The 25,145-nt window shown below is 63.5% G+C and carries 20 protein-coding genes; 12 read left to right on the top strand and 8 right to left on the bottom strand.

Annotation, left to right across the window (positions count from 1 at the left end; genetic code table 11):
* The 4 genes from fumC to BLR13_RS26175 all read left to right on the top strand — a co-directional run bounded on the left by fumC (nt 1) and on the right by BLR13_RS26175 (nt 3,904).
* On the top strand, nt 1–1,416 hold the full coding sequence (gene fumC, locus BLR13_RS26190; protein ID WP_074817922.1) for a class II fumarate hydratase: 1,416 nt from the start codon (nt 1–3) through the stop codon (nt 1,414–1,416).
* 269 nt (nt 1,417–1,685) lie between these two features.
* On the top strand, nt 1,686–1,886 hold the full coding sequence (locus tag BLR13_RS26185; protein WP_074817924.1) for a DUF4169 family protein: 201 nt from the start codon (nt 1,686–1,688) through the stop codon (nt 1,884–1,886).
* Nucleotides 1,883–2,146 (top strand): ribbon-helix-helix domain-containing protein, encoded by a 264-nt coding sequence (locus BLR13_RS26180; RefSeq protein WP_074817926.1) that lies wholly within the window; start codon nt 1,883–1,885, stop codon nt 2,144–2,146. The genes BLR13_RS26185 and BLR13_RS26180 overlap by 4 nt, the downstream gene beginning before the upstream one ends.
* 150 nt (nt 2,147–2,296) lie before the next feature.
* On the top strand, nt 2,297–3,904 hold the full coding sequence (locus tag BLR13_RS26175; RefSeq protein ID WP_074817928.1) for an ABC-F family ATP-binding cassette domain-containing protein: 1,608 nt from the start codon (nt 2,297–2,299) through the stop codon (nt 3,902–3,904).
* A 53-nt stretch (nt 3,905–3,957) separates the two neighbouring features.
* On the opposite strand, the gene BLR13_RS26170 is transcribed toward BLR13_RS26175, so the two are convergent.
* Nucleotides 3,958–7,638, bottom strand: a complete 3,681-nt coding sequence (locus BLR13_RS26170) for an AsmA family protein (RefSeq protein WP_074817931.1) — start codon at nt 7,636–7,638, stop codon at nt 3,958–3,960.
* A gap of 167 nt (nt 7,639–7,805) precedes the next feature.
* On the bottom strand, nt 7,806–9,038 hold the full coding sequence (locus tag BLR13_RS26165) for a cytochrome P450 (protein ID WP_074817933.1): 1,233 nt from the start codon (nt 9,036–9,038) through the stop codon (nt 7,806–7,808).
* 114 nt (nt 9,039–9,152) lie between these two features.
* On the opposite strand from BLR13_RS26165, the gene BLR13_RS26160 reads away from it, so the two are divergent.
* Nucleotides 9,153–9,761 carry a TetR/AcrR family transcriptional regulator gene (locus BLR13_RS26160; protein ID WP_074817935.1) on the top strand — a complete coding sequence of 203 codons (609 nt, stop codon included), beginning with the start codon at nt 9,153–9,155 and terminating at the stop codon, nt 9,759–9,761.
* A 104-nt stretch (nt 9,762–9,865) separates the two neighbouring features.
* Here BLR13_RS26160 and BLR13_RS26155 read toward each other — a convergent pair whose 3' ends face one another.
* Nucleotides 9,866–10,762 carry a LysR family transcriptional regulator gene (locus BLR13_RS26155; RefSeq protein WP_074817937.1) on the bottom strand — a complete coding sequence of 299 codons (897 nt, stop codon included), beginning with the start codon at nt 10,760–10,762 and terminating at the stop codon, nt 9,866–9,868.
* Nucleotides 10,763–11,040: 278 nt separating this feature from the next.
* Between BLR13_RS26155 and BLR13_RS26150 the strand changes: the two genes are divergently transcribed.
* From BLR13_RS26150 to BLR13_RS26135, 4 genes are all read left to right on the top strand, one after another.
* Nucleotides 11,041–11,775, top strand: coding sequence for an SDR family NAD(P)-dependent oxidoreductase (locus BLR13_RS26150; RefSeq protein WP_074817939.1), 735 nt, complete (start codon nt 11,041–11,043; stop codon nt 11,773–11,775).
* 30 nt (nt 11,776–11,805) lie between these two features.
* Nucleotides 11,806–12,216, top strand: coding sequence for a nuclear transport factor 2 family protein (locus BLR13_RS26145; protein ID WP_074817942.1), 411 nt, complete (start codon nt 11,806–11,808; stop codon nt 12,214–12,216).
* Nucleotides 12,217–12,296: 80 nt separating this feature from the next.
* Nucleotides 12,297–12,890 (top strand): malonic semialdehyde reductase, encoded by a 594-nt coding sequence (locus tag BLR13_RS26140; protein WP_074817944.1) that lies wholly within the window; start codon nt 12,297–12,299, stop codon nt 12,888–12,890.
* Between the two features lie 135 nt (nt 12,891–13,025).
* Nucleotides 13,026–13,658: a class I SAM-dependent methyltransferase gene (locus BLR13_RS26135; protein WP_074817945.1), complete on the top strand. Its 633-nt coding sequence runs from the start codon at nt 13,026–13,028 to the stop codon at nt 13,656–13,658.
* Nucleotides 13,659–13,913: 255 nt separating this feature from the next.
* Here the strand turns inward: BLR13_RS26135 and BLR13_RS26130 are convergent, their stop codons facing one another.
* The 5 genes from BLR13_RS26130 to BLR13_RS26110 all read right to left on the bottom strand — a co-directional run bounded on the left by BLR13_RS26130 (nt 13,914) and on the right by BLR13_RS26110 (nt 21,321).
* The gene (locus tag BLR13_RS26130; RefSeq protein WP_091976754.1) at nt 13,914–15,203 is read right to left on the bottom strand and encodes an MFS transporter; all 1,290 of its coding nucleotides are present in this window, start codon (nt 15,201–15,203) and stop codon (nt 13,914–13,916) included.
* A gap of 76 nt (nt 15,204–15,279) precedes the next feature.
* The gene (locus BLR13_RS26125; RefSeq protein WP_074817948.1) at nt 15,280–16,257 is read right to left on the bottom strand and encodes a hydroxyacid dehydrogenase; all 978 of its coding nucleotides are present in this window, start codon (nt 16,255–16,257) and stop codon (nt 15,280–15,282) included.
* A gap of 18 nt (nt 16,258–16,275) precedes the next feature.
* On the bottom strand, nt 16,276–18,126 hold the full coding sequence (locus tag BLR13_RS26120) for a TRAP transporter large permease (protein ID WP_074817950.1): 1,851 nt from the start codon (nt 18,124–18,126) through the stop codon (nt 16,276–16,278).
* Nucleotides 18,127–18,137: 11 nt separating this feature from the next.
* Complete coding sequence (locus BLR13_RS26115) at nt 18,138–19,169, bottom strand: TRAP transporter substrate-binding protein (protein ID WP_074831098.1); 1,032 nt, start codon at nt 19,167–19,169, stop codon at nt 18,138–18,140.
* 106 nt (nt 19,170–19,275) lie between these two features.
* Nucleotides 19,276–21,321 (bottom strand): adenylate/guanylate cyclase domain-containing protein, encoded by a 2,046-nt coding sequence (locus BLR13_RS26110; RefSeq protein WP_074817952.1) that lies wholly within the window; start codon nt 21,319–21,321, stop codon nt 19,276–19,278.
* A gap of 255 nt (nt 21,322–21,576) precedes the next feature.
* Between BLR13_RS26110 and BLR13_RS26105 the strand changes: the two genes are divergently transcribed.
* The 3 genes from BLR13_RS26105 to BLR13_RS26095 all read left to right on the top strand — a co-directional run bounded on the left by BLR13_RS26105 (nt 21,577) and on the right by BLR13_RS26095 (nt 24,803).
* Entirely contained in the window at nt 21,577–22,308 is a 732-nt protein-coding gene (locus tag BLR13_RS26105; RefSeq protein ID WP_074817955.1) for a cytochrome c biogenesis CcdA family protein, read from the top strand.
* 144 nt (nt 22,309–22,452) lie between these two features.
* Nucleotides 22,453–22,917 (top strand): DoxX family protein, encoded by a 465-nt coding sequence (locus BLR13_RS26100; protein WP_074817957.1) that lies wholly within the window; start codon nt 22,453–22,455, stop codon nt 22,915–22,917.
* Nucleotides 22,918–23,009: 92 nt separating this feature from the next.
* Nucleotides 23,010–24,803, top strand: coding sequence for a thioredoxin domain-containing protein (locus BLR13_RS26095; RefSeq protein ID WP_074817958.1), 1,794 nt, complete (start codon nt 23,010–23,012; stop codon nt 24,801–24,803).
* Nucleotides 24,804–25,145 lie beyond the last annotated feature (342 nt).

Below are 25,145 nucleotides of genomic sequence, written 5' to 3'. Positions count from 1 at the left end.
ATGGCTCGATCAGAAACATCCCGAAATAGCTCCACCCGCAGCGAGACCGACAGTTTCGGTCCGATCGATGTTGCCGCCGATCGGTATTGGGGCGCGCAGACCGAACGTTCGCGGCAGAATTTCAAGATCGGCCACGACCGGATGCCGATCGGAATCGTCCATGCGCTGGGCATCGTCAAACTCGCCGCCGCGCAAACCAACCGTGAGCTCGGCCTGCTCGACGCCCGCCGCACCGGCGCCATCACCCGCGCCGCGCGCGAGGTGATCGAAGGCAAGCTCGACGACCATTTTCCGCTCGTGGTCTGGCAGACCGGCTCCGGCACCCAGACCAACATGAACCTCAACGAGGTGATCGCCAACCGCGCCAACCAGATGCTCGGCGGCGAACTCGGCACCAAGAAGCCGGTTCATCCCAACGATCACGTCAATATGAGCCAGTCCTCCAACGATTCATTTCCGACCGCGATGCATATCGCCGCAGCGGGACGCATCGTGGCCGACCTGATCCCGGCGCTGAGCGAGCTGCATCGCGAGCTGCGCAAGAAGGAGAAAGCCTTCGCGAAGATCGTGAAGATCGGCCGGACTCATACCCAGGACGCGACGCCGCTGACGCTGGGCCAGGAATTTTCCGGCTATGCCGCGCAGGTCGAGAGCGGCATCGCGCGGCTGCGGATCGCGGTGAAGGATCTCTATCCGCTGGCGCAAGGCGGCACCGCCGTCGGCACCGGCCTCAACTCGAAGCCGAAATTCGCCAAGTCGTTTGCGCGGCACGTCGCCAAGATTACAAAACTGCCGTTCACCAGCGCGCCGAACAAGTTCGAGGCGCTGGCCTCCAACGATGCCTATGTGCTGGTCCATGGCGTGATCAATTCGGTGGCGACCGGCCTGTTCAAGATCGCCAACGATATTCGCTTCCTGGGATCGGGGCCGCGCTCCGGTCTCGGCGAATTGATCCTGCCCGAAAACGAACCGGGCTCGTCGATCATGCCGGGCAAGGTCAATCCGACCCAATGCGAAGCGATGACGATGGTCTGCTGCCAGGTGTTCGGCAACCAGACCGCCGTCACGGTGGCCGGAAGCCAGGGACATTTCGAGCTGAACGTGTACAAGCCGGTGCTGGCATATTGTATGATGAATTCCATTCAGTTGCTGTCGGACGTGGTTCGCTCCTTCACCGAGCATTGCGTGGTGGGCATACGCGCCGACGAAAAGCGCATCCGCGACTTGATGCAGCGTTCCCTGATGCTGGTGACCGCGCTCGCGCCAAAAATCGGGTACGACAATGCGGCCAAGGTCGCCAAGTCCGCGCATGCGCGCGGCACCACATTGAAAGAAGAGGCTGTGCGCCTAGGGTTTGTTGCTGCCGACGAATTCGATCGGCTGGTGCAGCCGGACAAAATGACACACCCGGGCTGAGTGCCGCACCGGCCCCGGGAAACTACGGGTGAGTGATATAATTATAGATCATAACGCCTAAAGAATGAGGTGGATCATCTATCGCCGTCGCTCTGACGCATGGTAGGAGCACCAATCATGTTGTTTTCGCAGAGCGAAATTCATTTTTTGATGCTATCAAAGAGTTCGACACGGGGATTCTGGATGACCATCGGATTTGTTTGCGCGCTACGCGGCCGCTTCTGCCTACGACCGTCACACCTTCGAGCCGCTGAATGATGGAGGCTGGCATGGGGGACATCGTCAACCTGAAGCGATTCAAGAAGCGCAATGAGCGGGAGCAGTCGGCGAAACAGGCCGACGCCAACCGTGCGCGCTTTGGTCGCACCAAATCCGAACGCGCACTCGATCAGCAGACAAAGGATCGCGCCGGCCACCTGCTGGAACAACACAAGCTCCAAAACAATCTCGATGGCGGAGACGCATCATGAAGTCGCCCGTTGTCAAACGTTCGATCGTCGTCGCCGGTCACAAGACCAGCGTCAGCCTCGAAGAGGCTTTCTGGAATGGCATGAAGGAAATCTCGGGCTTGCGAAACATGACGCTGTCCGAACTGGTCGGCGAGATCGACGGCAATCGCCAGCAGGGCAACCTGTCGTCGGCGATCCGGCTTTTCGTGCTCGATTATTTCCGGACGCGCGCGATACCAACCGCCGCTGCTGTAGCACCGGACGCGCGGCCGCAGGCCTAGACGAATTACGCCAACGCGTATTTAATGACGGTCGCTAGCCGCTATTGCCGAGGCAATGCCGGCTGAATCCGTCACGACAGTCCCTGGAGAGAGAAATGGACATCGCAAAGCTCACCGCTCCGCGAAACCTGTCCATTTCGGAAGCTCTCCATGTCGGCATTTCTCATTCTGGATTCCATTTCCCTCGTCGCCCCTGACGGACATCAACTGTTCGACGGCCTGACGCTCGCGCTCGGGCGCGAGCGAACAGGCCTGGTCGGCCGCAACGGCTGCGGCAAATCCACGCTGTTGCGCCTGATCGCCGGCGAGATCGAACCTGCGAGCGGATCGCTTCAGCGCGTCGGCTCGATCGGTATGCTCGCACAACTGGCCGATGACCGCCTCTCGGTGGCTCAGGCGCTCGGCGTCGAAGCCGACCTCGCACGCCTGCACCGGCTCGAGCGCGGCGAAGGCTCGCTTGACGACGCCGCCGAGGCCGACTGGACACTTGAAGAGCGGCTGCAGACAGCGCTGATCGAAACCGGACTGGCCTCACTGCCGCTCGAGCGCCGGGTCGCCTCGCTGAGCGGCGGCGAGCGAACCCGGATCGCGCTGGCGCGCCTGCTGATCGAGGCGCCGGATCTGCTGCTGCTCGACGAGCCCACCAACAATCTCGACACCGATGGAAGGCAGGCCGTGGCGCAACTGCTCGAACGCTGGCAGGGCGGCGTCCTCGTCGCGAGCCATGATCGCGCATTGCTGGAACGCGTCGACCGTATCGTCGAGTTGACCCCCATCGGTGTCAACGTGTTCGGCGGCGCGTGGTCCGGTTTTGCGCAGGCGCGCGATGCGGCCCGCGCCCGCGCCGAAGCGGACCTCGGCCGGGCATCGGATGCGTTACGCCAAACCGAACGCGCGTTGCAGAAGGCGCGGGAGAAGAAGGCCCGCCGCGACAGAGCCGGCCGCGCCTATCGCGCCTCGGGCAGCCACAGCAAAATCCTGCTGGATGCCAGCAAGCAGCAGGCAGAAGAGAGCGGCGCCCGCGAAAGCCATCTGGCCGACCGGCTGATCGGCGATCGTACCGAAGCGCTCGAGACGGCCCGTGCGCAGGTCGAAATCCTGACGCCCCTTTCGATCGAGCTTCCCCGGACACATCTGCCGCGCGGCCGCGCGCTGATCGCCTTCAAGGAAGTGGCGATGAGGTTTGCGGAGCGCCGCCTGTTCGGACCGCTGTCTTTCGAGGTGCGGGGCCCCGAGCGGATCGCGATCCGCGGTGCCAACGGCTCCGGCAAGACGACGCTGTTCCGCCTGATGACGGGAGAACTCGCGCCTTCCAGCGGCGACATCGACCGCCGGACCCCGCGCGTCGCCGTGCTCGACCAGCATGTCGGCCTGCTTGATTCCGCAACGAGCATTCTCGACAATCTGCGCCGGCTCAATCCGGAGCTGACCGCCAATGACGCGCACGCCGCGCTGGCGCGGTTTGCCTTCCGTAACCGCGCGGCGCTGCAAATCGCCGGCACGCTCAGTGGCGGCGAGCGGCTGCGCGCGGGCATGGCCTGCGTGTTCGCCCGGCCGGAGCCGCCGCTGTTGCTGCTGCTGGACGAGCCGACCAATCATCTCGATCTGGGCTCGATCGAGGAACTGGAAAAAGCGTTGAAAGGATTTGACGGCGCGCTGATCGTGGTGAGCCACGACCGGACCTTTCTGCAGGCGATCGGCATTGAGCGGGAGATCACGCTCGACACAAAATCTCGAAAACAACCCCATGCAAAGTAGGATGGCACGCGAAAACGGGCCGGTGCCGCGGCCCAACCTGATCTCATCACGCTTTAGTTGTTGTTCTGAAATGCCGGACGCGGCGGCGGATTTGCCACCTGCGGCGTCAGCACCAACGGCGGCTTCGGTTTCGGCTTTGCGGGACCCGGCGCCGGTTTCACCTCGATCGGTGACGGCAGCGGCGCCACCTGCTGCTGGCTCGTGGCCGGCGCAGGCGCCGTAGCCACGGGCGGCCCGGCCTGCGGACGCGGCACGGCGGCCTTGCGTTTTGCCGGAAGCCTTCGCGGATCGCGGCCGGGCAGCGGCACCTGGGTCAGCGGCTCGCCTGGCGGGAGCGTCTGCTGTGCCGGCGGTGGCGTATCCTCTTGCGGCGGCAGCGACACCGGCGCCGGCGCCGGCGGCGGCGGTTCGCCGCGCTCGATGGCATCGAGCCGTTTGGTTTCGTGGTCGATCGCCCGCACCGAGAGCCACGAAGACAACGTGGCAACATCGACGCTTCGACTGAGCGTGTCTGATGTGCCGACGGCAAATAACTGAATCTCGGGGCGACCGGCCGTCAGCGTTAGCGCAAGGGCTGCGCGAATATCAGCCTGATCGGCGGGGATATCGTATCCGCCGGAGACGATCGCCCTCACCCCGTTGGCATCGAGCGTGGTGGCGCCGACCCTGATGCGGCCGTCCCTGATGTTGAACGGGACCTGCGCCGACGCGATCGACAGCGTGCCCGCCGCCAGGGCCGGCTCGACGATCTGCTTCAATCTGGCGTCATCCTTCACCTGCCCGCTGTCGCTGGCGCGGACCGCCACGTCGAAGGCGCGCGGATCGAGGCCGGCGATCTTCGCCGATTCCAGCGTCACCGTTCCGCTGCCGGTCAGCGCGCCCGACAGCGCCGAAGCGCTGCGGCCTTGGCTGGCCAGCGTCATCTGCAGCGAGGCGTGGCCGGCCGGCATCGCGAGATTGCGATAGCGCAAGGCCGTGCCGTCGACGCGGCTCAACTGGACGCTCGCATTCATGGCTATGCCGTCGGCGCTTTGCCGGGTGTCGATCGTGGCGCTGGCTTCGCCACCGCCGATCCTGCCCTTGATGGCATCGAACGTCAGCGACTGGCCGTCGCTCTTGACGACGCCGCTCACCGGCCGCAATTCGCTGCCGCCCGGCAGCAGACCGCGCAAGGCCTGAAACGCGATTCTGCCGCGCCAGCCCTTCACCAGTCCGGCGCCGAGCGGTTCGGCCGCATCATGTCCGGCCGCACCGATCGCCAACGTGAAAGCCGGCGCCAGCGCCAGTTGATCGACACCGATTTCGCCTTCGATGCTTTTCTCGTCGCCAAGTACTACCGCGACGCGTCCGCGCAACCGCGAACCGGCGATGCTGCTGTCGAGATCGTCGAACGTCAATTTGTTGCCCGCAAGCGAGACGCGCGCCGACAGACCGATATTCTGCGCCAGCGTATCGGTGGACTTGAGATCGAGCAGCGGTCCGAGATCGCCGCTGCGAACTTTCAGATTGAGACTGGCTTTGGCATCCTGCGCCCACGGCTCCGCGGAACCATCCGCTTCGGCATCCAGTCCCGTGCCCGAGATCCTGGCCTTCAGCCGCAACGGCGCGCCCCACGCGCCCGCTGCCGAGCCTTCGAACTGCGCCGGCCCCTCGCCCGCCGCAATGACGCTGTTAACGCCAAGCAGCGCCAGCAAGGCGCGGCCCTGCGTCGACGACAGATTGGACTCGATCCCGAGCTCGCTGCGCCCAAGTGCTGTGAGATCGATGCCGTGGATCGCCGAGACGGATGGCTTCGCGGTGATGGTGGTGACACCCTTGAGCAGCGGCGCGTCGACATCGATGACGGCGCGCGCATTGGCGCGATCGGCCTGCCCGGCGGTCTTGTCGAGATCGAGCGCGATCTTCAGCCGCGCCGGCCCCGGAGCGGAGCCCATCGCGTTGACCCGCGCGACCAGCGCCGGTGCAAACGGCGCGATCAGGCTGGTGAGCTGACCGAGCGACGCCGCGCTCGAATCGATTTTCAGTTTTCCGGTCGCGTTGGCGCGGTCGAAATTGCCGGCGCCTTCCAGCATCACGCTGTCGGGCCGGCCGATCTTCAACTGGTCCAGCGAAAACGCTTTCGGCCCGTAGCCAAGCTTTGCCAGTAACGGACGCAATTCCTGACCGGCCGAAATGGCGCTGCCGATATCGAGCGAGAGTGCGCCCTCGTCCGGCCAGTCGCCCTGCGGTCCCGCCAGCGACCGGACGAACGCCGTGGCCGCATCGATATCCAGCCGTTCCGCCTTCAATTGCGCATCGACTCTGGAACCGCTGTTGGCCTGCCGGTGCGACACCGCAATCCGCCCTTCGACGGCGCCGCCGTCGATATCCGCCTTCAAGGCGTCGAAGGTGAATCCGTCAGGCGCGATGGTGACGTCGCTGCGCAGCCGCAGCGGCTTCTGGCTGCGATAGGCGGCATCGCCGCGGCCCTGCAGCCAGGTCATCAGTGCATCCGGATCGGTGGATTCGATCGTGAGCGCGGCCTTGAACTGGTCGGGCGCGGCGCCTTTGGCGCTCGCCTCGCTCAGCGAGACCCGCGTCGTGCCGGGGGCGCGAAACTCCAGTTTGTGGACGCTCCAGGTGTTGGCGTTGCCATGCAGTTCGGCGGCGATGTCCTGTAGCGGGCGGCCGCCCAGCATCACCTGCTCGGTGGAGAGTTCGACCTGCGCCGGGATCGGCGCCGGCGGAATGGCCGAGATCAGCGCCCGCAGCGCCGGCCAGGCGCGAACCGGTTCGGCGGAATTGTCCTTGCTGACGAACCTGTCGGCATCGAGCTGTCGCGCCGACAGCGCAGCATGCAACTGCGGCGAGGCGCCGAAGCGGATGTCACCATTGCCGGCGAGCTTCAACGCGCGCTCGTCGCCGCCAAGGGTGAGCTCGATTTGTTCAAGCCGGGCCGCCGAGTAGTCGGTCTTGACCTTCGCCATGATGCGCCACGGCGGTTCGTCGCCCCTGCCCTTTTGGCCGGCTGGCGTAGCCAGCGTCACCGCGCCGTCGAAACGCGGCGCCCGAGCGTCGAAGTTCAGGATGCCGTCGAGATCGGCCGCGAACGCACGCTGGCCCGGATCGATATTGAGGTGAAGGCGCGTACCGTTGCCGTCGGGGCCCTGCCCGGAGGAAACGCGAAACGGATAGCGCGTGCCCTGAAGCATGAAGTTGCCGTCGCCGCGAAGCGCACCGGCGGCGAGCGAGCGCACGTCGCCGCTGAAGGCGATGTCGTTCAGTTCGAGCGTGCTGCGGCTGGCCGCATCATGCAGCGCGATCCGGCCGGTGAGATTCAGGCGATCGATCGCCAGCGAGCCGAGGTTGAACGTCCCGGTCGAGGCCGGCCAGTCGACCCGCCCCTTCGGATCAAGACCGAGATCGAGCGACATGCCGTTGATGGTCAATTCGGTGGCGCGCCATTCGCCGCGCATCAGTGAACTGAGGCTGAATTCGACGTCGAGCTTGTCAGCGCGAACCTTGCCGAGATCGTTGGCGCCACCGACCACCACCGATTGCAACTGCAGCGACGGCGCCGGCAGCAGCCGGGCGTCGAGCTTGCCGCCGACGCGAACCTGGGCGCCGATGATTCGCGCCGCCTCGGCCTCGAACTGCGGCCGGAACTGGCTCCAGTCGATGAAATACGGCCCGACCAGCGCGGCTACGAGCGCAATGATGAAGGCGAATGCCAGGCCGAGCAGCGTCGTCTGCACGGTGTCTCCCCTTGAACCGCCCCGGCACATGGCCGCGCGAAGCCGAACCGGCGCCGGAGCAACTCAGTATATAGAGACAAGTATGGCGAAGTCACAGCAACATCGCGAGGGCCCTGGTTCTGAAATACAAAACCAAGGCTCTCGTCTTTGTCTGAGGAGCCCCGGATTTACCAGCTCGCGGGCAGCCGCTTCAGGCCACGCAGCACGAAGGTCGGACGCCATTCCGGATTGATCGCGTCATCGAGCCGCAGGTCCGGCAGGCGGCGCAGCAGGGTCGAAATCGCGATCTCGGCCTCGATCCGCGCCAACTGGGCGCCGAGGCAGAAGTGGATGCCGCCGCCAAAGGACAGCGGCCTGACATTGGGCCGGGTAATATCGAGACGCTCCGGGTGGTCGGGATAAACCGCGGGATCGTGGTTGGCCGAGCCCAGCAGGCACAGCACGCTTTCGCCCTTGGGGATTCGCTTGCCGCCGAGATCCTCGATGTCTTCCAGCGCGACCCGGCCGGTCAGTTGCACCGAGGAATCGTAACGCAGGAATTCCTCGATGGCGTTGGTGATGAGCTCAGGCCTGGCCTTGAGCAGTTCGAGCTGATCGGGGTTGCGATGCAGAGCCAGCAGACCGTTGCCGATCAGGTTGACCGTGGTCTCGTGGCCGGCGCCGAACAGCAGGATGATGTTGGCGGTCAGCTCTTCGTTGGAAAGCTTGCTACCGTCTTCCTCGGCCTGCAACAGTTGCGTGATCAGGTCGTCGCCGGGGGTCTTGCGCCGCAACTCGAACAGTTGCTGGAAGTACATCGCCGCCATCGCGTTGCTGGCATTGCCCTGCTTGATTTCGTCCGGTGACAGCGGCACCGGGTCGAGCAGGCGTCCGCCATCGCGCGAGCCGGTGTAAAACACCTCGCGATGCTCTTCGGGAATGCCGAGCATGTCGCAGATGATGGTGACCGGCAGGCGAAACGCATAATCCTCGATCAGATCCATCTTGCCCTGCGGAATGATGCGATCGAGCGTTTCATCGACGATATGCTGGATGCGCGGGCGCATGTCCTCGACCCGGCGCGCCGTGAACGCCTTCACCACCAGCCCGCGCAGGCGGGTGTGATCCGGCGGATCCTGCTGCAGCATCCAGTGGCTCATGCTGCGAAACACCGGCTCTTCCATGATCTTCGGACCGTAGCGCCGGATCGTGCGCTCGACATAATCCTTGCCGAAACGCTTGTCGCGCAGCACCAGGCTGGCCTCGGCATGGCGGCTGGCGACGAACACGCCGAGCGGCGTCACATGCATCGGATCGGTGGTGCGCATCCGTTCGTAATGCGGATAGGGGTTCTTGATGAACTCGGGCGACAGCGGATTGAACAGCGGCGCGCCATTCCCAGTCTGAACATGCTCGTTCATGGTGACCTCAATGAGTTACCGCGGTGTATCTTGCCGGTATACGGCGACGTCATTCGGAAAAATGCAACTCGATACACTCTTGTATCGAGTTGCATTCTGCCCTAAATTGCCAGGATGTCAAGAGTCCGAACCCGACCCACACGGGATGATACCCGCGAAAAGCTGTTCGAGGCGGCTGCCCGCGTCTGCGAGGAACAGGGCATCGGCGGCGCCAGCATCGAGGATATCGCGGCCGCGGCAGGTTTTACGCGCGGGGCGTTCTACTCGAACTTCAAGAGCAAGGACGAGCTGGTCATCGCGATGATGGAGGAGCACGTCGAACAATCTATACGACGCATGCACGAGCTGCTGGCTGAGCATAAAACCCTTCCGGATTTCATCAACGCACTCCGGAACATGGACCGCAGCAAGCAGGATCCGCTCGGCCGCTCGCCCCTGCTGCATATGGAGATGATCCTGTTCGTGGCGCGCGCCGAAAAGCGCCGGCCCGAACTCGCCAAGCGGCTACGTGCCCGGCGAAAACTGATCGCGGACATCGTCGAGACCACGGCGAAGAACAGCGGCAAGAACGGAATTCTGAATCCGGCCTGGGTCGGCGCGGTCGTGCTGGCGCTGGAAGACGGTTTCCGTTTGCACCGGCTGATCGATCCGGAGACGCCGGCCGACAGTTTTTTGCGCGCCATCGCCGACCTGCAGCGAGCGATCGGGATACCATCGTCGTAACGAAGTGTTCGAAAATCTTCGTTCACAAAGTGTGAGTTCGGGCGTGTGCTCGCTGCGGGATGTGCGCTCGCAGGCACTTGCCGTCGATGGCGAACTGCTGCAGATCAGTCACGCGATACAGACTGCCCCGCGAAAAGCGGAGCGTACGCAGCGAGCCTGCGGGATACGAACTCCGTGAAGAGCCGCACGCGCTTCGTCTTGCGCGTCTCTCCCTGTGTCAGAAGCCAGAGCGTTCCGTACATGTGCAGGCCGGTGCCCGGCACCCTCACTAGCAGGGAGTCGGCATCTCCGACGAAGCACGGCAGTGTCGTGATCCCGAGCCCTTGCCGTACAGCAACGATCTGCGCCTCGGCGTCCGTGACCCTGAATGGAACCCCTGTGGTGCGAACCTCACCCTCGCTGGCCCAACCCGGAATTCCATGAATACTTATGACGATCCACCGGATGGGATCAGGCGCGCCCGCACGCCACGCGGCCAGTCGATCGCGAGACATGTAGACGCCGCCGAACAGTTCCGGTCCCTTCATGCCGTGAAGATTGAGCGGCAGGGTTTTGCGGTCGTAGACGACGCGGATCGCGACGTCGGCCTCTCGGTTGGTCAGATTTGCCAGCTCGCCGAACGACAAGATGTCCATCTCGATGTCCGGATGCAGACGCGCGAAATCGGCGAAATCCGGCATGAGCAGGTGTGTCGCGAGGGGCGGCGCCAGCGTCACCCGCAGAAGCCCGCGCACGCTCTGGTCGCGCCCGAAGACGCGCGTCTCCAGCAGGTGCGACGACGCTTCCATCTGGTCCGCGAACTCGAGGACCTCCTCGCCCGCAGCCGTCAGGCGGTAGCCCGAAGGAAGCTTTTCGAACATGTGGACCCCGAGGCGTTCCTCGAGCTGGGCGATGCGCCGCAGCACGGTCGCGTGGTTCACACCGAGGCGCTCGGCGGCCGCCCGCACCGAGCCTCCGCGCGCGACGGCAAGAAAGTAGCGAACGTCATCCCAATCGATCATGGTGCAATCCCGCACCGCGCAGTGCGCCTTCCAAAGCCCGTATCTAACACATTGAACAGCGGTACGGGCTGAAATCATGGCCTATGCCAGGCAAGCACGGCGCAATTCCGAACGGCGGACACCGATCGTCGCGGCTGGTGTCGGTCGTCCGGCCGGATCGATTTCGCACCACCGATGTGCGCGTTTCCGCACTCAACGCCTGACCCCGGCGGACCTATGTCGAGGTTCTCGGGGGCGTCCCCGAACGACCATAGGCGGAAGCCTGGAAGGAAGAAGTCATGGGAAAGCTTGAAGGTAAGGTTGCAGTCATCACGGGTGGATCGAGCGGCATGGCGCTGGCGAGCGCCCAGCGATTCGTCGAAGAAGGCGCCCATGTTTTCATCACGGGCCGGAGACAGGAGGCACTGGACGAGGCCGTCAAGCTGATCGGCCGAAACGTGACCGGCGTGCGCGGCGACGCGGCCAATCTCGACGACCTCGACCGTCTGTTCGACACGGTCAAGCGGGAAAAGGGCAGGATCGACATCCTGTACGCGAGCGCCGGCACGGGCGAAGCCGTCCCACTGGGCGAGATTACCGAGCAGCATTTCGATACGACCTTCGGCCTGAATACGCGCGGCACGCTGTTTACGGTCCAGAAGGCGCTGCCGCTGTTCAACGATGGCGGATCGATCTTCATGACTGGGTCAGTTGCTTCGATCAAAGGTTTTCCTGGTTACAGCGTGTATGCGGCGAGCAAGGCAGCGCTGCACGCATTCGCACGCGGGTGGCTCAACGAACTCAAGGGCAGGAATATCCGGGTGAACGTGCTGCACCCAGGTCCGATCGCCACACCGATGCAGGACCAGGTTCTCACCGAGGAAGCGAAGCGGATGTTCGAATCCCTGATCCCGCGGGGAAAGATGGGTCGTCCCGAGGAAATTGCGGCAGCCGCGCTGTTTCTTGCTTCAGACGATTCGAGCTTCGTGAACGGGGTGGAGTTGTCCGTCGACGGCGGCTTCTCGGCCATCTGAATTCGCGCCGAGCGAAAACGGAGAGATACGATGAGCACTGAAGAGAATGTCAAGCTTGTGAAGAATTTCTTTGCAGCCATGGGCAGCAGCAACGCGCGCGATCTGCTGGCGTTGGCTGCCGAAGATATCGAGTGGATCATTCCGGGCGAAGGCTGGCCGCTGGCAGGCACGCACCGCGGGCACGCGGAGTTGGCGGCTGTGCTCAAGAAGGCGTCCGAAGAGGTGGAAACGCAATACCCGAAGCCCCCCGAATTCGTGGCGCAGGGAGACCGGGTTATGGTCGTCGGCGTCGCTACAGGAAAAATCAAAGCCACGAATAGGCCGTTCAAGGACGAGTGGGTCTTCGACATTACCATTCGAGACGGCAAAGTCGCCCACATCCAGGAGTACATCGACACGCAAGCACTGGCGCGGGCCTCGCAGATCGACGCAAGGACCTAGTCAAGTTCGACGTGTGCGTCGTGATGGCATGACACGATGTTGTGCCGACCATCATCCATTTCCTGAAAAGGCTCCCACCTATGACTTCCGCTTTAAACGATCAGTGGCTTGATCAGATCCTTCGCTCCGCTCGCACCCCCAACGGATGGGCAGATCGTCCTGTAGGGGACGATCTGGTACGCGAAATCTATGACCTCCTGAAATGGGGCCCGACATCGGCGAACAGCAGCCCCGCGCGGTTTGTCTGGGTGCGTAGCCCCGATGGAAAGGCAACGCTCGCCGGGCTTGCTGCGGAACCGAATAAGCCGAAGATTCTGAAGGCTCCTGTCACGGTCATTATCGGCCACGATTTGGATTTCGCCGGCGAGCTGCCAAAGCTTTTGCCTCACGCTGCCGAGGTCATGAAGAAATACTTCGCGGCACCAGGCGTGGCCGAGGTGACGGCAATGCGAAACGGAACGCTACAGGGCGCTTACCTCATCGTCGCTGCGCGGGCGTTGGGACTGGACTGCGGGCCCATGTCCGGCTTCGACAACGCTGGCGTGGATAAGGCGTTCTTCTCAGGCACGCGGGTTCGGTCGAACTTCATCTGCAGCATTGGGCACGGCGATGCAGGTTCCGTGTTCCCGCGCAATCCTCGCCTTGATTTTGAGGAGGCCGGCCGCTGGGCCTAAATCCAGGCTTCGGAGCAAACGGTGAAAGCGCTGGCCGACTGCGGCCATCGGTTCGGCGTCGAAGGTGAATGAGCCGTGGATCGCCGCCTCGCACGCTGCGCGCTCGTCGAGTGCTCAACCGCAAAGGAGAATCCGATGTACGACCAATCCAAGCTATCCGAGCTGATCCGGTTCGCACGCGTAGGCGCGGGCGCAACCGTCATCGACATTTACCCGGGCGACGGTGACTGGACCCGCCTCTTCTCCTACATCGTGGGACCCGAAGGACGGGTTTACAGCTTCGTGCCGGCCGAAGTCGCCCACTTCAAGAACGATCCGGTCGGCCGCATGCGGACGCTTGCGAAGGAGCCGGGCCGAGAGAACGTCGAAGTCGTCTCGGCGGACCTCTTGGCAATGCCGGGGCTCACGCAACCAGCGGATGTCCTGTGGCTGCATCTGTTCTACCACGATCTCCACACCGCGCTGATCCAGGCCAAGGGCGCGACGGCGGCTCACTTCAATCGAGCTGTATACGAGCGGCTGAAGCCCGGTGGGTCCTACGTCATCGTGGACCACGCCGCCGCCGTCGGAGCGGGCACGAGCGACGCCCAGTCGCTGCATCGGATTGAGCCTGCATCCGTTCGTGAGGAGGTGGAGGCGGCCGGCTTCGTACTGGACGCGGAAAGCACCGTGCTCGCGAACAAGGACGATCCGCACTCGATCAAGGTGTTCGATCCCTCGATCAAGGGCGAGACCGATCGCTTCGCCTATCGGTTCGTGAAGCCCTGAGAGGTCCCCGCGCCGACTTCATGTCGACCTCTCGATGGGTGCAAGACAGCCAATCGAAGACATTGAGGCAAGCCTGCTTGCCGCATCGCGGGACCGGCCCGGCCGGTCCGTTCATGCCAAACGCGGAACGGGGCCGCGCTTCTGCGAAGGCTCGGGGCCGTCCGGGGAAAGGTCTAACCTGGCCCGCGACCTGCTGGTTATTCAAGTCGTCGGAGTCTTGGTCAGCAATGTCCCCGGGTAACACAAACGAAAAAATCAGACATCTCGCACCTTATACATCTGGCCGGCGACCGCCCTCACCTTGCGCGGCGATGCCTGCCAGATCGCAATCGCGGACAACAGGCTGACGGCAATGCCGATCGCAAAGGCCAGCGTGTAGCTGCCGGCAAGATCGTACAACGCGCCGGTTGCCCAGGGGCCCGCGGCGCCTCCCGCCAACGCGGCCAGCATGATGGTGCCGAAGATGCTGCCATATTGCCTGCCCTGGAAGATTTCGAGCACTACCGCGCCCATGATCGAGGTCAGCCCATAGCCGAGCGCGCCTTGCGTGAAAATCATCAGATAGACCAGCGGCAGCACCGGCGCATATTTCAGCCCGATCAGCGCCGCGAAGCAGACGGCAAAGCCGAAGCAACTGATGGCCCAGATCCATTCCCGCCCGATTCGATCAGACAGATGCCCGAGCCAGATCTGGCCGGGAATGCCGAGCAGGCTGACCACGCCGAGCGCCCAGACCGCGACGTTCGGGCTGAAGCCGATGTCGAGCAGGAATTTGGTCTGGTGCACCTGCACCGCGTACCAGATGTACAGGCCGCAGAAATAACCAAGCGCGATCCACCAGAAGCGCGCGGTGCGCAACGCGCGCGCCAGCGTCCAATCGGTGCCGGCCCAGACCGGATCGACGATGTTGGAGACGGGCTTTGCGGACGTCGCAGTCGGCGCGGCGTCCCCGTCCGGCAACAGCCCGATATCCTCGGGCTTCTTGCGCAGCACCAGATTGATCGGCGCGAGTGCTACGAGCACCAGGATGCCCATCGCGGTGCAGGCGGTGCGCCAGCCGGTCTGCTCGATCATGTGCTGCACCCACGGCAACAGGGTCACCGAGCCGAGGCCGACGCCGGCGAACGCCAGCCCCATCGCGAGGCCGCGGCGGCGGATGAACCAGTTCGGCAGAAACAGCGATTGGCCGGAATAGCCGAGGCAGACGCTGCCGGCGCCGACCATCACGCCGATGGTCAGATACAGATGCCAGGGCTGCGTCGTCAGCGGGGCCAGCAGCAAGCCACCGCCCATCAGCGCGACGCCGAGTTCCATCACTCCACGCGGGCCGAAGCGGTCCATCATGCGACCGATCAACGGGCTGACCGCGCCGGAAACCACAAAGCCAAAAGAGAAGGCTCCCGCCGTAACGCCGCGCTCCCAACCGAACTCGCCGATGATTGGCGGAAAGAACAGCGAGAACGCGGTGCGCGCATTGACGCCGATCGCCATGGTGACGAACGTTACCGCGACGATCAGCCAGCCGTAGAAGAAGGGAAGTCGCATCAGCGGGGATTCCATTGCTGACCCAGTGTAGCGGGTCATCCGATCAACATCACGCTGACATCCGCGCCTCGAAGTTTCAAGGCCGCCGCGTCCAGTTCGCGGCATTGACCGCACCGACCGGAATCTCACCGGCGATGATCTTCTCGACCTGGCGTACCGTTTCCAGCGACTGGCTTTCGATCGCCGGCGGCGTCAGGCCGCCGATATGCGGCGTCGCGATCACGTTCGGCAGCTTTGCCAGTTCCGGCGTCGGCATCTGGTCCAGTGCGCGGCCGACATCCATCGCCGCACCGGCAATGCGCCTCTCGCGCAACGCCGTCGACAACGCCGCCTCGTCGACGAGATTGCCGCGCGACAGGTTGATGAAGAAGGCGTCAGGGCGCATCCGCGCCAAAGCCGACTGCCCGATCAGGTTCTCAGTCTTTTCATTGGCGATCGCGAGACAGACGACGAAGTCGGCCTCACCAAGGAGATCGTCGAGCGGTAGATGCCGGATGGCGGCATCGTCGATGGTCGCAAAGGGATCGGCGACCAGAATCTCCATGCCCAGCACTTTGGCGATCCCTGCGAGATAGCGACCGATGCTGCCGTAACCGATGATGCCAAGGCGGCTGCCGGCCAGCTGCCGGCCCATCACGATCGCGGGCTTGTGCCCGGCATGATAGTCGGCGCTGGCGCGCGAAACGCCGCGCGACAGATCGACCATGAAGCCGATTGCCAGTTCCGCGACCGACTGGACGAAGCCGGGCCCGGCCTGCGTCACCAGCACGCCGGCCGCTGAGGCAGCGCCGACATCGATATTGCGGATATCGACCGCGCAACGGACAAAGGCGCGCAGATTGGGCAGTCTCGGGAAAATCTCGCTGGGTCCGGCGGTGAGTCGGTCGGCAACGACAATATCGACATCGCGTGCCGCCGCGATCAGGCCGATCGCATCCAGCGCCGCGTCGGACTGATGCAGCTTAACGTCAGCGACAGCTTGCAGCCCGGCCAGGCTGCGCTCGCCGTAATATTGCGCTCGCGCCTGCGGCGTATGCGTGAGCAGAACTTTCACGTCAGTACCCCAGGCACTTCAATACCCCAAAGCGCGCGGCAGCGCCGTGCTGATCGCCGGCACGAATGCGATCACCAGCAGGCACAGCAGCAGCAGGCCAAGATAGCCCAGGATCGGCTTGATGGTCTGCTCAATTGGCACGTTGCCGATCAGGCAGGCGCCATAGAGCCCGAGGCCGAGCGGCGGCGCAAACAGGCCGAGCCCCATCGAAATCACCAGCACGACGCCGAAATGCAAGGGATCGATGCCGAGCTTGACCGCGACCGGCAGCAGCAGCGGCCCGAAGATGATCAGCGCCGCAGCCCCCTCCAGCACCGAGCCCATCACGATCAGCACCACGATCGACAGCAGCATGAACAGCCAGACGCCGTGCGATCCCGACAGCGACAGCATGAAGTCGCCGACCGCATGCGGCACCTGCTGCAGCGTCAGAATGAAGGCCAGCGACTGCGCGGCGGCGACGATGAACAACACCAGCCCCGACCGCGTCGCCGATTGCACGAAACTGTGCGCGGCGGTCTTGAAACTGAGCTCGCGGAACACGATGCTGCCGATCACGATGGCATAGACCGCGGCAAAGGCCGAGATTTCAGTGGCGGTCGCAAAGCCGGTCTTGAAGCCGAAGAAGATCATGAAGATCAGCCCGAACGACGCGATCGCGCCGCTCCACAGGCCCGACACCGGCACCTGCGGCTCAGCGTCCTCGACGGGCTCGGGACGCTTGCCGAGAATGATGCACAGCACGATCAGGGCCAGCGCCATCAATCCCGCGGGCAACAGGCCGGCCACAAATAGACCGCCGATCGACAGATTGGCGACGAAGCCGAGGATGATCAGATTAATGCAGGGCGGAATGGTTTCGGCCATCACCGCCGACGCCGCCAGCAATGCCACGGCGCTGCCAGGGTTCTGCCGCGAGCGCCGCGCCGCCGGAATCAGCACCGAGCCCACGGCAGCAACATCAGCCATTTTGGAACCGGAGATGCCCGAGAACAGCACCATCGACATCACCATGACGACGTTAAGGCCACCACGCATGCGCCCCACCGCGCGCTGCAGCAGTTCGATCAGCCGCACCGACATGCCGTTGGCTTCCATCAGGTAGCCGACCAGAATGAAAAACGGGATCGCGAGCAGCACGAAATTGTCGATGCCGCGCGCCATCTGCTGGGCGAAGATGACGCCTGGCAGCGTGCCTTCGACCCAGATGAAGATCAGCGCCGCCAGCGCCAGCGCGAACCCGATCGGCAGTCCGCCAAACAGCGTGATGAAGAAGCCGACCAGCATCAGCGTGCCCGACGACGGCACCGAATCGGGGCTTAGAAAATCCCAGGCCAGGTAGAGCCCGGCGATCACGGCCGTTGCCAACAGTCCGGCCATCATGTCGCGAACGGAACGCTTACAAAAAATCTCGGCGGCGAACACCGTCATGAACAGTGCACCAGCTCCCATCGGGTAGAACGTCCATTCCAGCGGCAGGCCGGAGCCGGAGGTCTGCCCGGTGGTCAGCCAGCCCATCTTGATGGCGTTGAATGCAACATAGGCCGCGACCACCGTCACCAGCAGCGCCCCGATCGAATCGACCACCCGCCTGGCCGCGACCGGCAGCATGTCGACAAAGAACGCGACGCCGAGATTCTCGGCGCGGGCCAGTGCGCTGGCCGCGCCGAAGAAGCTCGATCCGACCATCAGGCCGCGGGCAACGTCGTCGGCCCATTCGACCGGCGCGTTGAACAGAAATCGCAGCAATACCGACACGCAGACGACCACGAGGTCGGCAACGAGCAGGATCGCCGCCACCGTGTCGCTCAACCGAAGAAGTGGAGCCGTGATCCGGCCGCCGCTTGACGCGGGCGCGGCGACTGACATCTCGTGTACCCTCAAGCCTGCGTCGCGCGGATCATGTCCACCACGGGCTTCGCCTCGGGGCGCGCCTTGATGAAATTCTCGCTCTGCGGAGCAACCCGCTTGCGGAACGCCTCCTTGTCGCATTCGACGATGGTGACGCCCTTGTCGGCGAGGTTCTTGAGCGCCTCCTTCTCCATCTCGAGACCGTGCGCGCGGGTGTCGACAGCGGCCTTCTTGGCGGCGTCGAGAAATCCTTCCCGCAGCTTGGGATCCATCCGGTTGAAGGTCGCGTCGCTGAAATAGGTCGCGAGCGGCGAGAAATTATGCTGGGTCAGCGCGTAGTTCTTCGCGGTCTCGTAGAACTTGCTGGCGAGGATGGTCGGCGGATCATGCTCCAGTCCGTCGAGCACGCCGGCCTGCAACGCCGTGTAGATTTCGCCGAACGCCAGCGGCGTCGCGGCGGCGCCCATCAGGCGCAGGCATTCGGTGATGACGGGATTCGGAAGCGTCCTGATCTTGAGCCCGGCCAGATCATCGGGGCCCTTCACCGGCTTCTTCGCCAGTACGCTGCGGGAGCCGAAATTATAGGCCCAGGAGATGATGCGGATATTGGCGCCCTTGAGCAGGGCGTCCTCGATCGGCTTGGCGGCGCCGGCGTCGAACGCCTTGGTCTGCTGCGGAAAACTGGTGAAGAGATAACCGAGGTCGAAGGTGCCGACCAGGGGCACCAGATTGGCCGAGATCGATGAGCCCGATACCATCAGGTCGATGACACCGAGCTTGACCGAATTGATGACGTCGATTTCCTGACCGAGCTGGTTGTCGGGGAAGAACGTGACCTCGATCTGCTCGCCGAGCCCGTTCGCTTTCAGGCTCTTGACCAGATTGTCATAGTAGACGCGGCCGTTGGCGTATTTGGGATCGTTCGGCAGCGACGACGAACATTTGAGTTTCAGCGTGGCGGCCTCTGCGCGCCCGATCAGGGCGGGCGCTGCGGCAAGCCAGGCGGTCGCGGCCACCGACGATTGCAAAACGACGCGACGATTGATCGGCTTCGATCTCATCATGCCCCTCCCGGGAGAGCTTTTGTTGTACCGCCGTCTTGGCGCGGCGGAACGTGCCACCAGCTTAATCACATTGCTTAACTAAGCAACCACCAACACTCTCCGCCTACTTCGTTCGCGCGATGCTGGTGCCGTCCCAGTCGTCCGCGGAGGGATTTTCGATCTGATACCGGCAACGCTCGATCATCAGCGCCGACGCTGCGTCGTCTTTGCGAATTTCCAGAACCTTTTCGAACGAACCGATCGCGGCGGTGAAATCGCGCGCGCGCCAGGCTGCAAGTCCGGCCTCGTAACGGCTGACCCAGTCGCTCGCGCCATCCAACGCGCCGGCCATGCCGAGCAATTCGTAGATCTGCAGGCCGCCCGCGCGTCCATAGACTGCAAGCCGGTCGAGTTCGCGAACGACGATGCTTGTCCCCGCCAGCCGGCGCGTTTCCGGGCCGATGATGATGGTGGAGCCATAGACCTTGTTGGTGCCTTCGAGGCGGCTCGCAATGTTCACGGCGTCGCCGATCACGGTGTAGTTGAGCCGGACTTCCGATCCGATATTGCCGACCAGCATGTCGCCGGAATTGATGCCGATCCTGATCTTGATGGGCTGGCCGTGATCATCGACCAGACCCGCCTCCTCGACCGCCCTACGACATGCCAACGCCGCGCGGCAGCAATCGACGGCGTGATCGGGATGGGGCGCCGGCGCACCCCAAAACGCCATCACGGCGTCGCCGATGAACTTGTCGATGGTGCCGCCCTGATTCTGGATCTGCACCGAGACGGCGTCGAAATAGCGCGACAGCAGCGGAATGATGCGGTCGCCGAGCCGCTCCGACATGCCGGTGAAGCCGGCGAGATCGATGAACATCACGCTCATCGGCCGCACCGCGCCGCCGAGACGCGCGCCGTCGCCGTCGCTGATCAGCCGCTTCACCAGATCGGCCGGGATGTATTTCCGGAACGCGGCGAGCCCCTGCGCCATGTCACCGATGGCGCTGGACAGATTCTCGATCTCGGTCAGCCGCGACGAATGCCGCTTCACGCGGTCGAGATCGAAGCGCTCGACATGCCTGATCTCGCCCACCACCTTGATCAGGGGGGCGGCGATCAGGCGCTGCGCCAGCCAGGCCGAGAGCAGCCCGGCACACACGATCAGGATCGCAAGGCCGATCAGCAAGTTCCGGATGGTCATCTGCACCGGCCCGAGAAATTCCGACTCGGGCACCACGGTCACCAGCGACCAGCCCGGAAACGAGATCGGCGTCAGCACCGCCTGATAGGCTTTTCCGTCCCGTGTCACCTGCCTGTGTAGGGGCTCGCCCTCGCCCGGTTGATAGGCATCGCCAGCCTCTCGCATCGCGGCCACCGCGACCGGAAACAACGGATGATCGGTTTTCAACGCGTTCAGTTCGTTGGCCTCGGGGTCGGGAGCCGCGACCACATTGCCGTCCCGTTCGAGAATGAACGCGCCGGCCGATTTCCCGACCGTGAGTTGCGACAGAAAATTCGAAACCCGCGTCAGCTCGATGATGATGGCGATGACGCCGGCGGGCTTCTGGTCGATCTCGATCGGCGCCGCGAACGCCGCCGCCAGCCTCGGACCGGTGGGAAGCGCTGAAAACGTCGACCAGTGTTCATCGTTGGTGTCGATCGCGACCCGAAACCATTCCTGATTGATGACGGAATAGTCGGTATCCTCGAGCCGGGTGTTCTTGAGCTGGAGGTCGTTGCCGACGAATTCGTAGCGGTCGATCCGCATCTTGCGGTTCGGGCCAAGCTCGATCATCTCGATCACGGCGTCGCCGAGCTTGTGCCCGGCATAGAGCGATCCGTCAGGCCAGGCGAACGCCACCCAGGAAATGGTTGGCTGCGACAGCAGTTGCGACTGGAACACGAACTCGCGTCTGCGCATGTCGCGCGGGTCGAACACCTTCCCGAGCAGCAGCGTCCGCACCGCCATCATCGACGACCGCGCTTCGGACGTGATCGACTGCAGTTCGTCGCCGACCGCGGACACGATCTGGTCGTTGATGGTATCGGCCAGGGTCTGGCTGACCCGCTGGGCGGTGCGCCACCACAACAGATGCACGCCGACGGCGCTGACGACGATCGACGTCAGGACCAGGGCGGAAATGGCGCTGCGGATGCCGATGCGCATGGGTATCCCAGTTGGCGGACTCGTGACCGCAATACGGAGCGATACTAGCTTTTGTTTCGCTATCTACGCCATCCCGGGGTGCCGGACACGGCATCCCCGGGCTGCCGGACACGGCATCCCCGGGGTGCCGGACACGGCCCTGTGACCGGAGTTGAAGCGGTTGGCGACGAAACTTCTGGATTGCCTGTTCCGTACAAGCCAAGACGGCGCTATGCCCTGCCGTAGTTCTCGGCCGCAGTTCTCGAAGGTCATGCAATGCACGATGTTTCCATCCCGGCGGCCCTGATCGCCGGTCTCGTCAGCTTCCTGTCGCCCTGCGTGCTGCCGCTGGTGCCGCCCTATCTGATCTATCTGACCGGCGCGACCATCGAGCAGGTCAGCAATGACGGAGCCACCCAGGCCTCCAAGCGCGCGGTGATGACCTCGGCGCTGATGTTCGTGCTCGGCTTTTCCACCGTGTTCGTGGCGCTTGGCGCCAGCGCCTCCTTTGTCGGCAGCTTCATCCGCGCCTGGTCGGCCCAATTGTCTGTGGTCGCCGGCATCGTCATCATCATCATGGGCCTGCATTTCCTCGGGCTGACCCGGATCGGGCTGTTGATGCGCGAGGGACGGCTGACGGCGCCCAAACCCGTCGGGCTGTGGGGCGCCTATGTCATGGGGCTTGCCTTCGCCTTCGGCTGGACCCCCTGCATCGGTCCCATTCTGGCGGCGATCCTGTCGATGGCCGCCGCCGAGGCTACCGTGACCAAGGGCGCGGGACTGCTGGCTGTCTACTCCGCCGGGCTCGGAATTCCGTTCCTGCTGGCCGCCTTCATGATCGAGCAGTTCTCCTCGTTGTTCGCGCGGATGAAGCGCCATCTCGACACCGTCGAGCGCGTCATGGGCGTGTTGATGGTGATCACCGGCATCGGCTTCTTGACCGGCACCGTCTCCAGCATCAGCATCTGGTTGCTGGAGACTTTCCCCGCATTGCAAAATTTCGGCTAAGGCCCCGTAACAAGCGGCCCGGCCATTGCGAAACTCCTGCCAGAACCAGGTTGCCGCGATCGCGGCCGCGGCATTTTCGTTCGCGCTGGATCGAAGAGGCCGCAGGCCGCGGTTTCACGTCTCGATACTTGAAGGGGGGTTCGCATGAATTTTATCGTCAATCTTCTCATCCTGTTGCCCGCACGGATCGCGTCGTATTTTTCCTGGGCCGGACCGCTGCTGATGCGGCTGATCGTCGGCTACACCTTCATGCTGACCGGCTGGGGCAAGCTCACCAACCTGGAGCAGGTGACCGAGAATTTCGTCGGATGGGGGATTCCATTCCCCAAGATCCTCACGCCGTTTGTCTCTGGCGTGGAATGCTTCGGCGGCGCCATGCTGATCCTCGGCCTGTTCACCCGGATCCCGGCCGCGATGCTGGCGGTGGTCATGCTGGTCGCGATCAAATCGGCAAAATGGGGCGACGTCGATTCGCTGGAAACGTTGCTCGGTTTCGAGGAAATGACCTACTTCGCCGCCTTCATGTGGCTCGCGATCTGCGGTCCCGGCAAGGCCTCGCTGGATCGGCTGCTGGTTGATGCTGCGGGGCACCCCGAGGCATCGACCTGAGTCATATCTCACGATCCCGTGACATCGTGCAAAGTGTGAGCTTGGATTTTTCCGCGCCCGTAGCTCTCTCAACGTCAGCTCCGGGAGCCGCCATGAAACTCTTCCGCATTGCCACACTTGCCATTGCCGCGTTTGCGGCGTCGCCCTCGTTTGCCGAAGGCGGGCCGAGATCGAGCGGCTGGGACGACGAGTTGTTCGCCCGCGCCACGGCCGAGAAACGCTTCGTCATCCTCGATCTCGAAGCGGTGTGGTGCCACTGGTGCCACGTCATGGAAAAGACGACCTATGCGAACCCGCAGGTTCAGGAACTGCTCGCCTCGAAGTATCTGCCGGTCCGCGTCGACCAGGACGCCAACCCCGATCTGTCCAGCCGCTACGGCGACTGGGGCTGGCCGGCGACGATCGTGTTCGGTCCCGATGGCACCGAGATCGCCAAGATCAGGGGATATATCGAGCCGGAGCGGATGCAGGCGCTGCTCAAGGCCATTATCGACGATCCCTCGCCGGGACCGTCCGTCGGCGAAGCGTTCGAGGTCAAGCCATCGACTTCCGCCTTCCTCAACAAGGAACAGCGCGCGGAGCTGACGAAGAACGTCAACGAATCCTACGAGGAAAATCTTGGCGGCTGGGGCGATAGCCAGAAATACATCGATGCCGACAGCCTGGATCTCGCCGTCACCCGCGCCGAGAGCGGCGACACCACCGCGGTCAAGCGCGCCCGGCAGACGCTGGACGCCGCCACAGCACTGATCGATCCGGTCTGGGGCGGTGTGTTCCAGTACTCCGAGGCCGGCTCCTGGAGCCATCCGCATTTCGAGAAGATCATGTCGTTCCAGGCGCAATACCTACGGCAATACAGCCAGGCCTATGCGCTGTGGAAGGATCCGAAATACCTCGCTGCCGCCCGCAACATCGAACGCTATCTCGCCGCCTTCCTGACCAGCCCCGACGGCGCATTCTATGTCAGCCAGGACGCCGATCTCGATCACGACACGGACGGCCACACATATTATGCGCTGTCGGATGGCGATCGTCGCAAATTGGGAATGCCGCGCATCGACAAGAATTTGTACGCGCGTGAAAACGGCTGGGCGATCTCGGGACTGGCGGCCTACTACGACATCGCCAACGATCCCAAGGCGCTTGAGATCGCGGTCCGATCAGCGAAATGGGTGATCGACAACCGCGCGCTGCAGAATGGCGGATTCCGCCACGGCGACAAGGATCGCGGCGGCCCGTTCCTCGGTGACACCCTGGCAATGGGTCAGGCCTTCCTCGATCTTTACGCCGCGACCGGAAATCGCGACTGGCTGACTTCCGCCGCCAAGGCCGGCGATTTCGTCGCAACCTTCCGCGATGACACCGGCGGCTTCCTGACGTCGAAGACGTCGGAAGGCAAGACCAGTGTGTTCGTCAAGCCTGCCAAGCTGATGGACGATCAGGTGCAGGTTGCCCGCTTCATGAACCTGCTCGATCGCTACTACGGCAACGCGAGCTATCGCGAGCAGGCTTCACACGCGATGCGCTATCTCGCCAGCGCATCGGCCGAGATGATACGTCCCCTGCCCGGCGTATTGCTCGCCGACGAAGAACTCGCGGTCGAGCCGACCCATATGACTGTCGTCGGACACAAGGACGATCCGAAGGCACAGGCCTTGCACGCCATCGCACGCGCGTTGCCGGCCCGGTACAAGCGTCTCGAATGGCTGGATCTGCGCGAAGGCAAATTGCCCAATCCCGACGTCGAGTATCCCGATCTCGGCGAACCCGCAGCCTTTGCCTGCAGCAACCGTATCTGCTCGTTCCCCTCGTTCACTGCCGAGGAACTGCAGGCCACGGTGAAGCAGATGGCGAAGCTGAAGCCAACACGGGCGGCGCTGAACTGAACGTCATTGTGCATTGCAACGAAATCGTCAGACCTGCTGCCTAATCGACTGCACGACGCAATTTCTGCGCAGCCGGAACGCGTTCCGGCTGCGCAACGAAATACTGCCGACGTGGCGGGGTTAGACATGGACGGGTCGTCCAATCGCAAAAAAAGAAAATTTTCTCTCGAAACTCTGTAACCAAATCGCCCGATGCCCCGTAGCTGTCTCTGGATGAGCACTCAGACCACGGAGACGACGTCCTCCGGCGCCGCCACCGCGGTATGATTGTTTTCCGATACTTCCCCTGCGTTGTGCGGGTCTGTGATCCCTCGGGTCATCCTTCGGATGATCCCAGATCAT

The organism is Bradyrhizobium ottawaense (genome assembly GCF_900099825.1).
GTDB lineage: Bacteria > Pseudomonadota > Alphaproteobacteria > Rhizobiales > Xanthobacteraceae > Bradyrhizobium > Bradyrhizobium ottawaense_A.
Note: the sequence above shows the minus strand (reverse complement) of the source record. Positions and strands in the feature narration are given on the sequence as shown.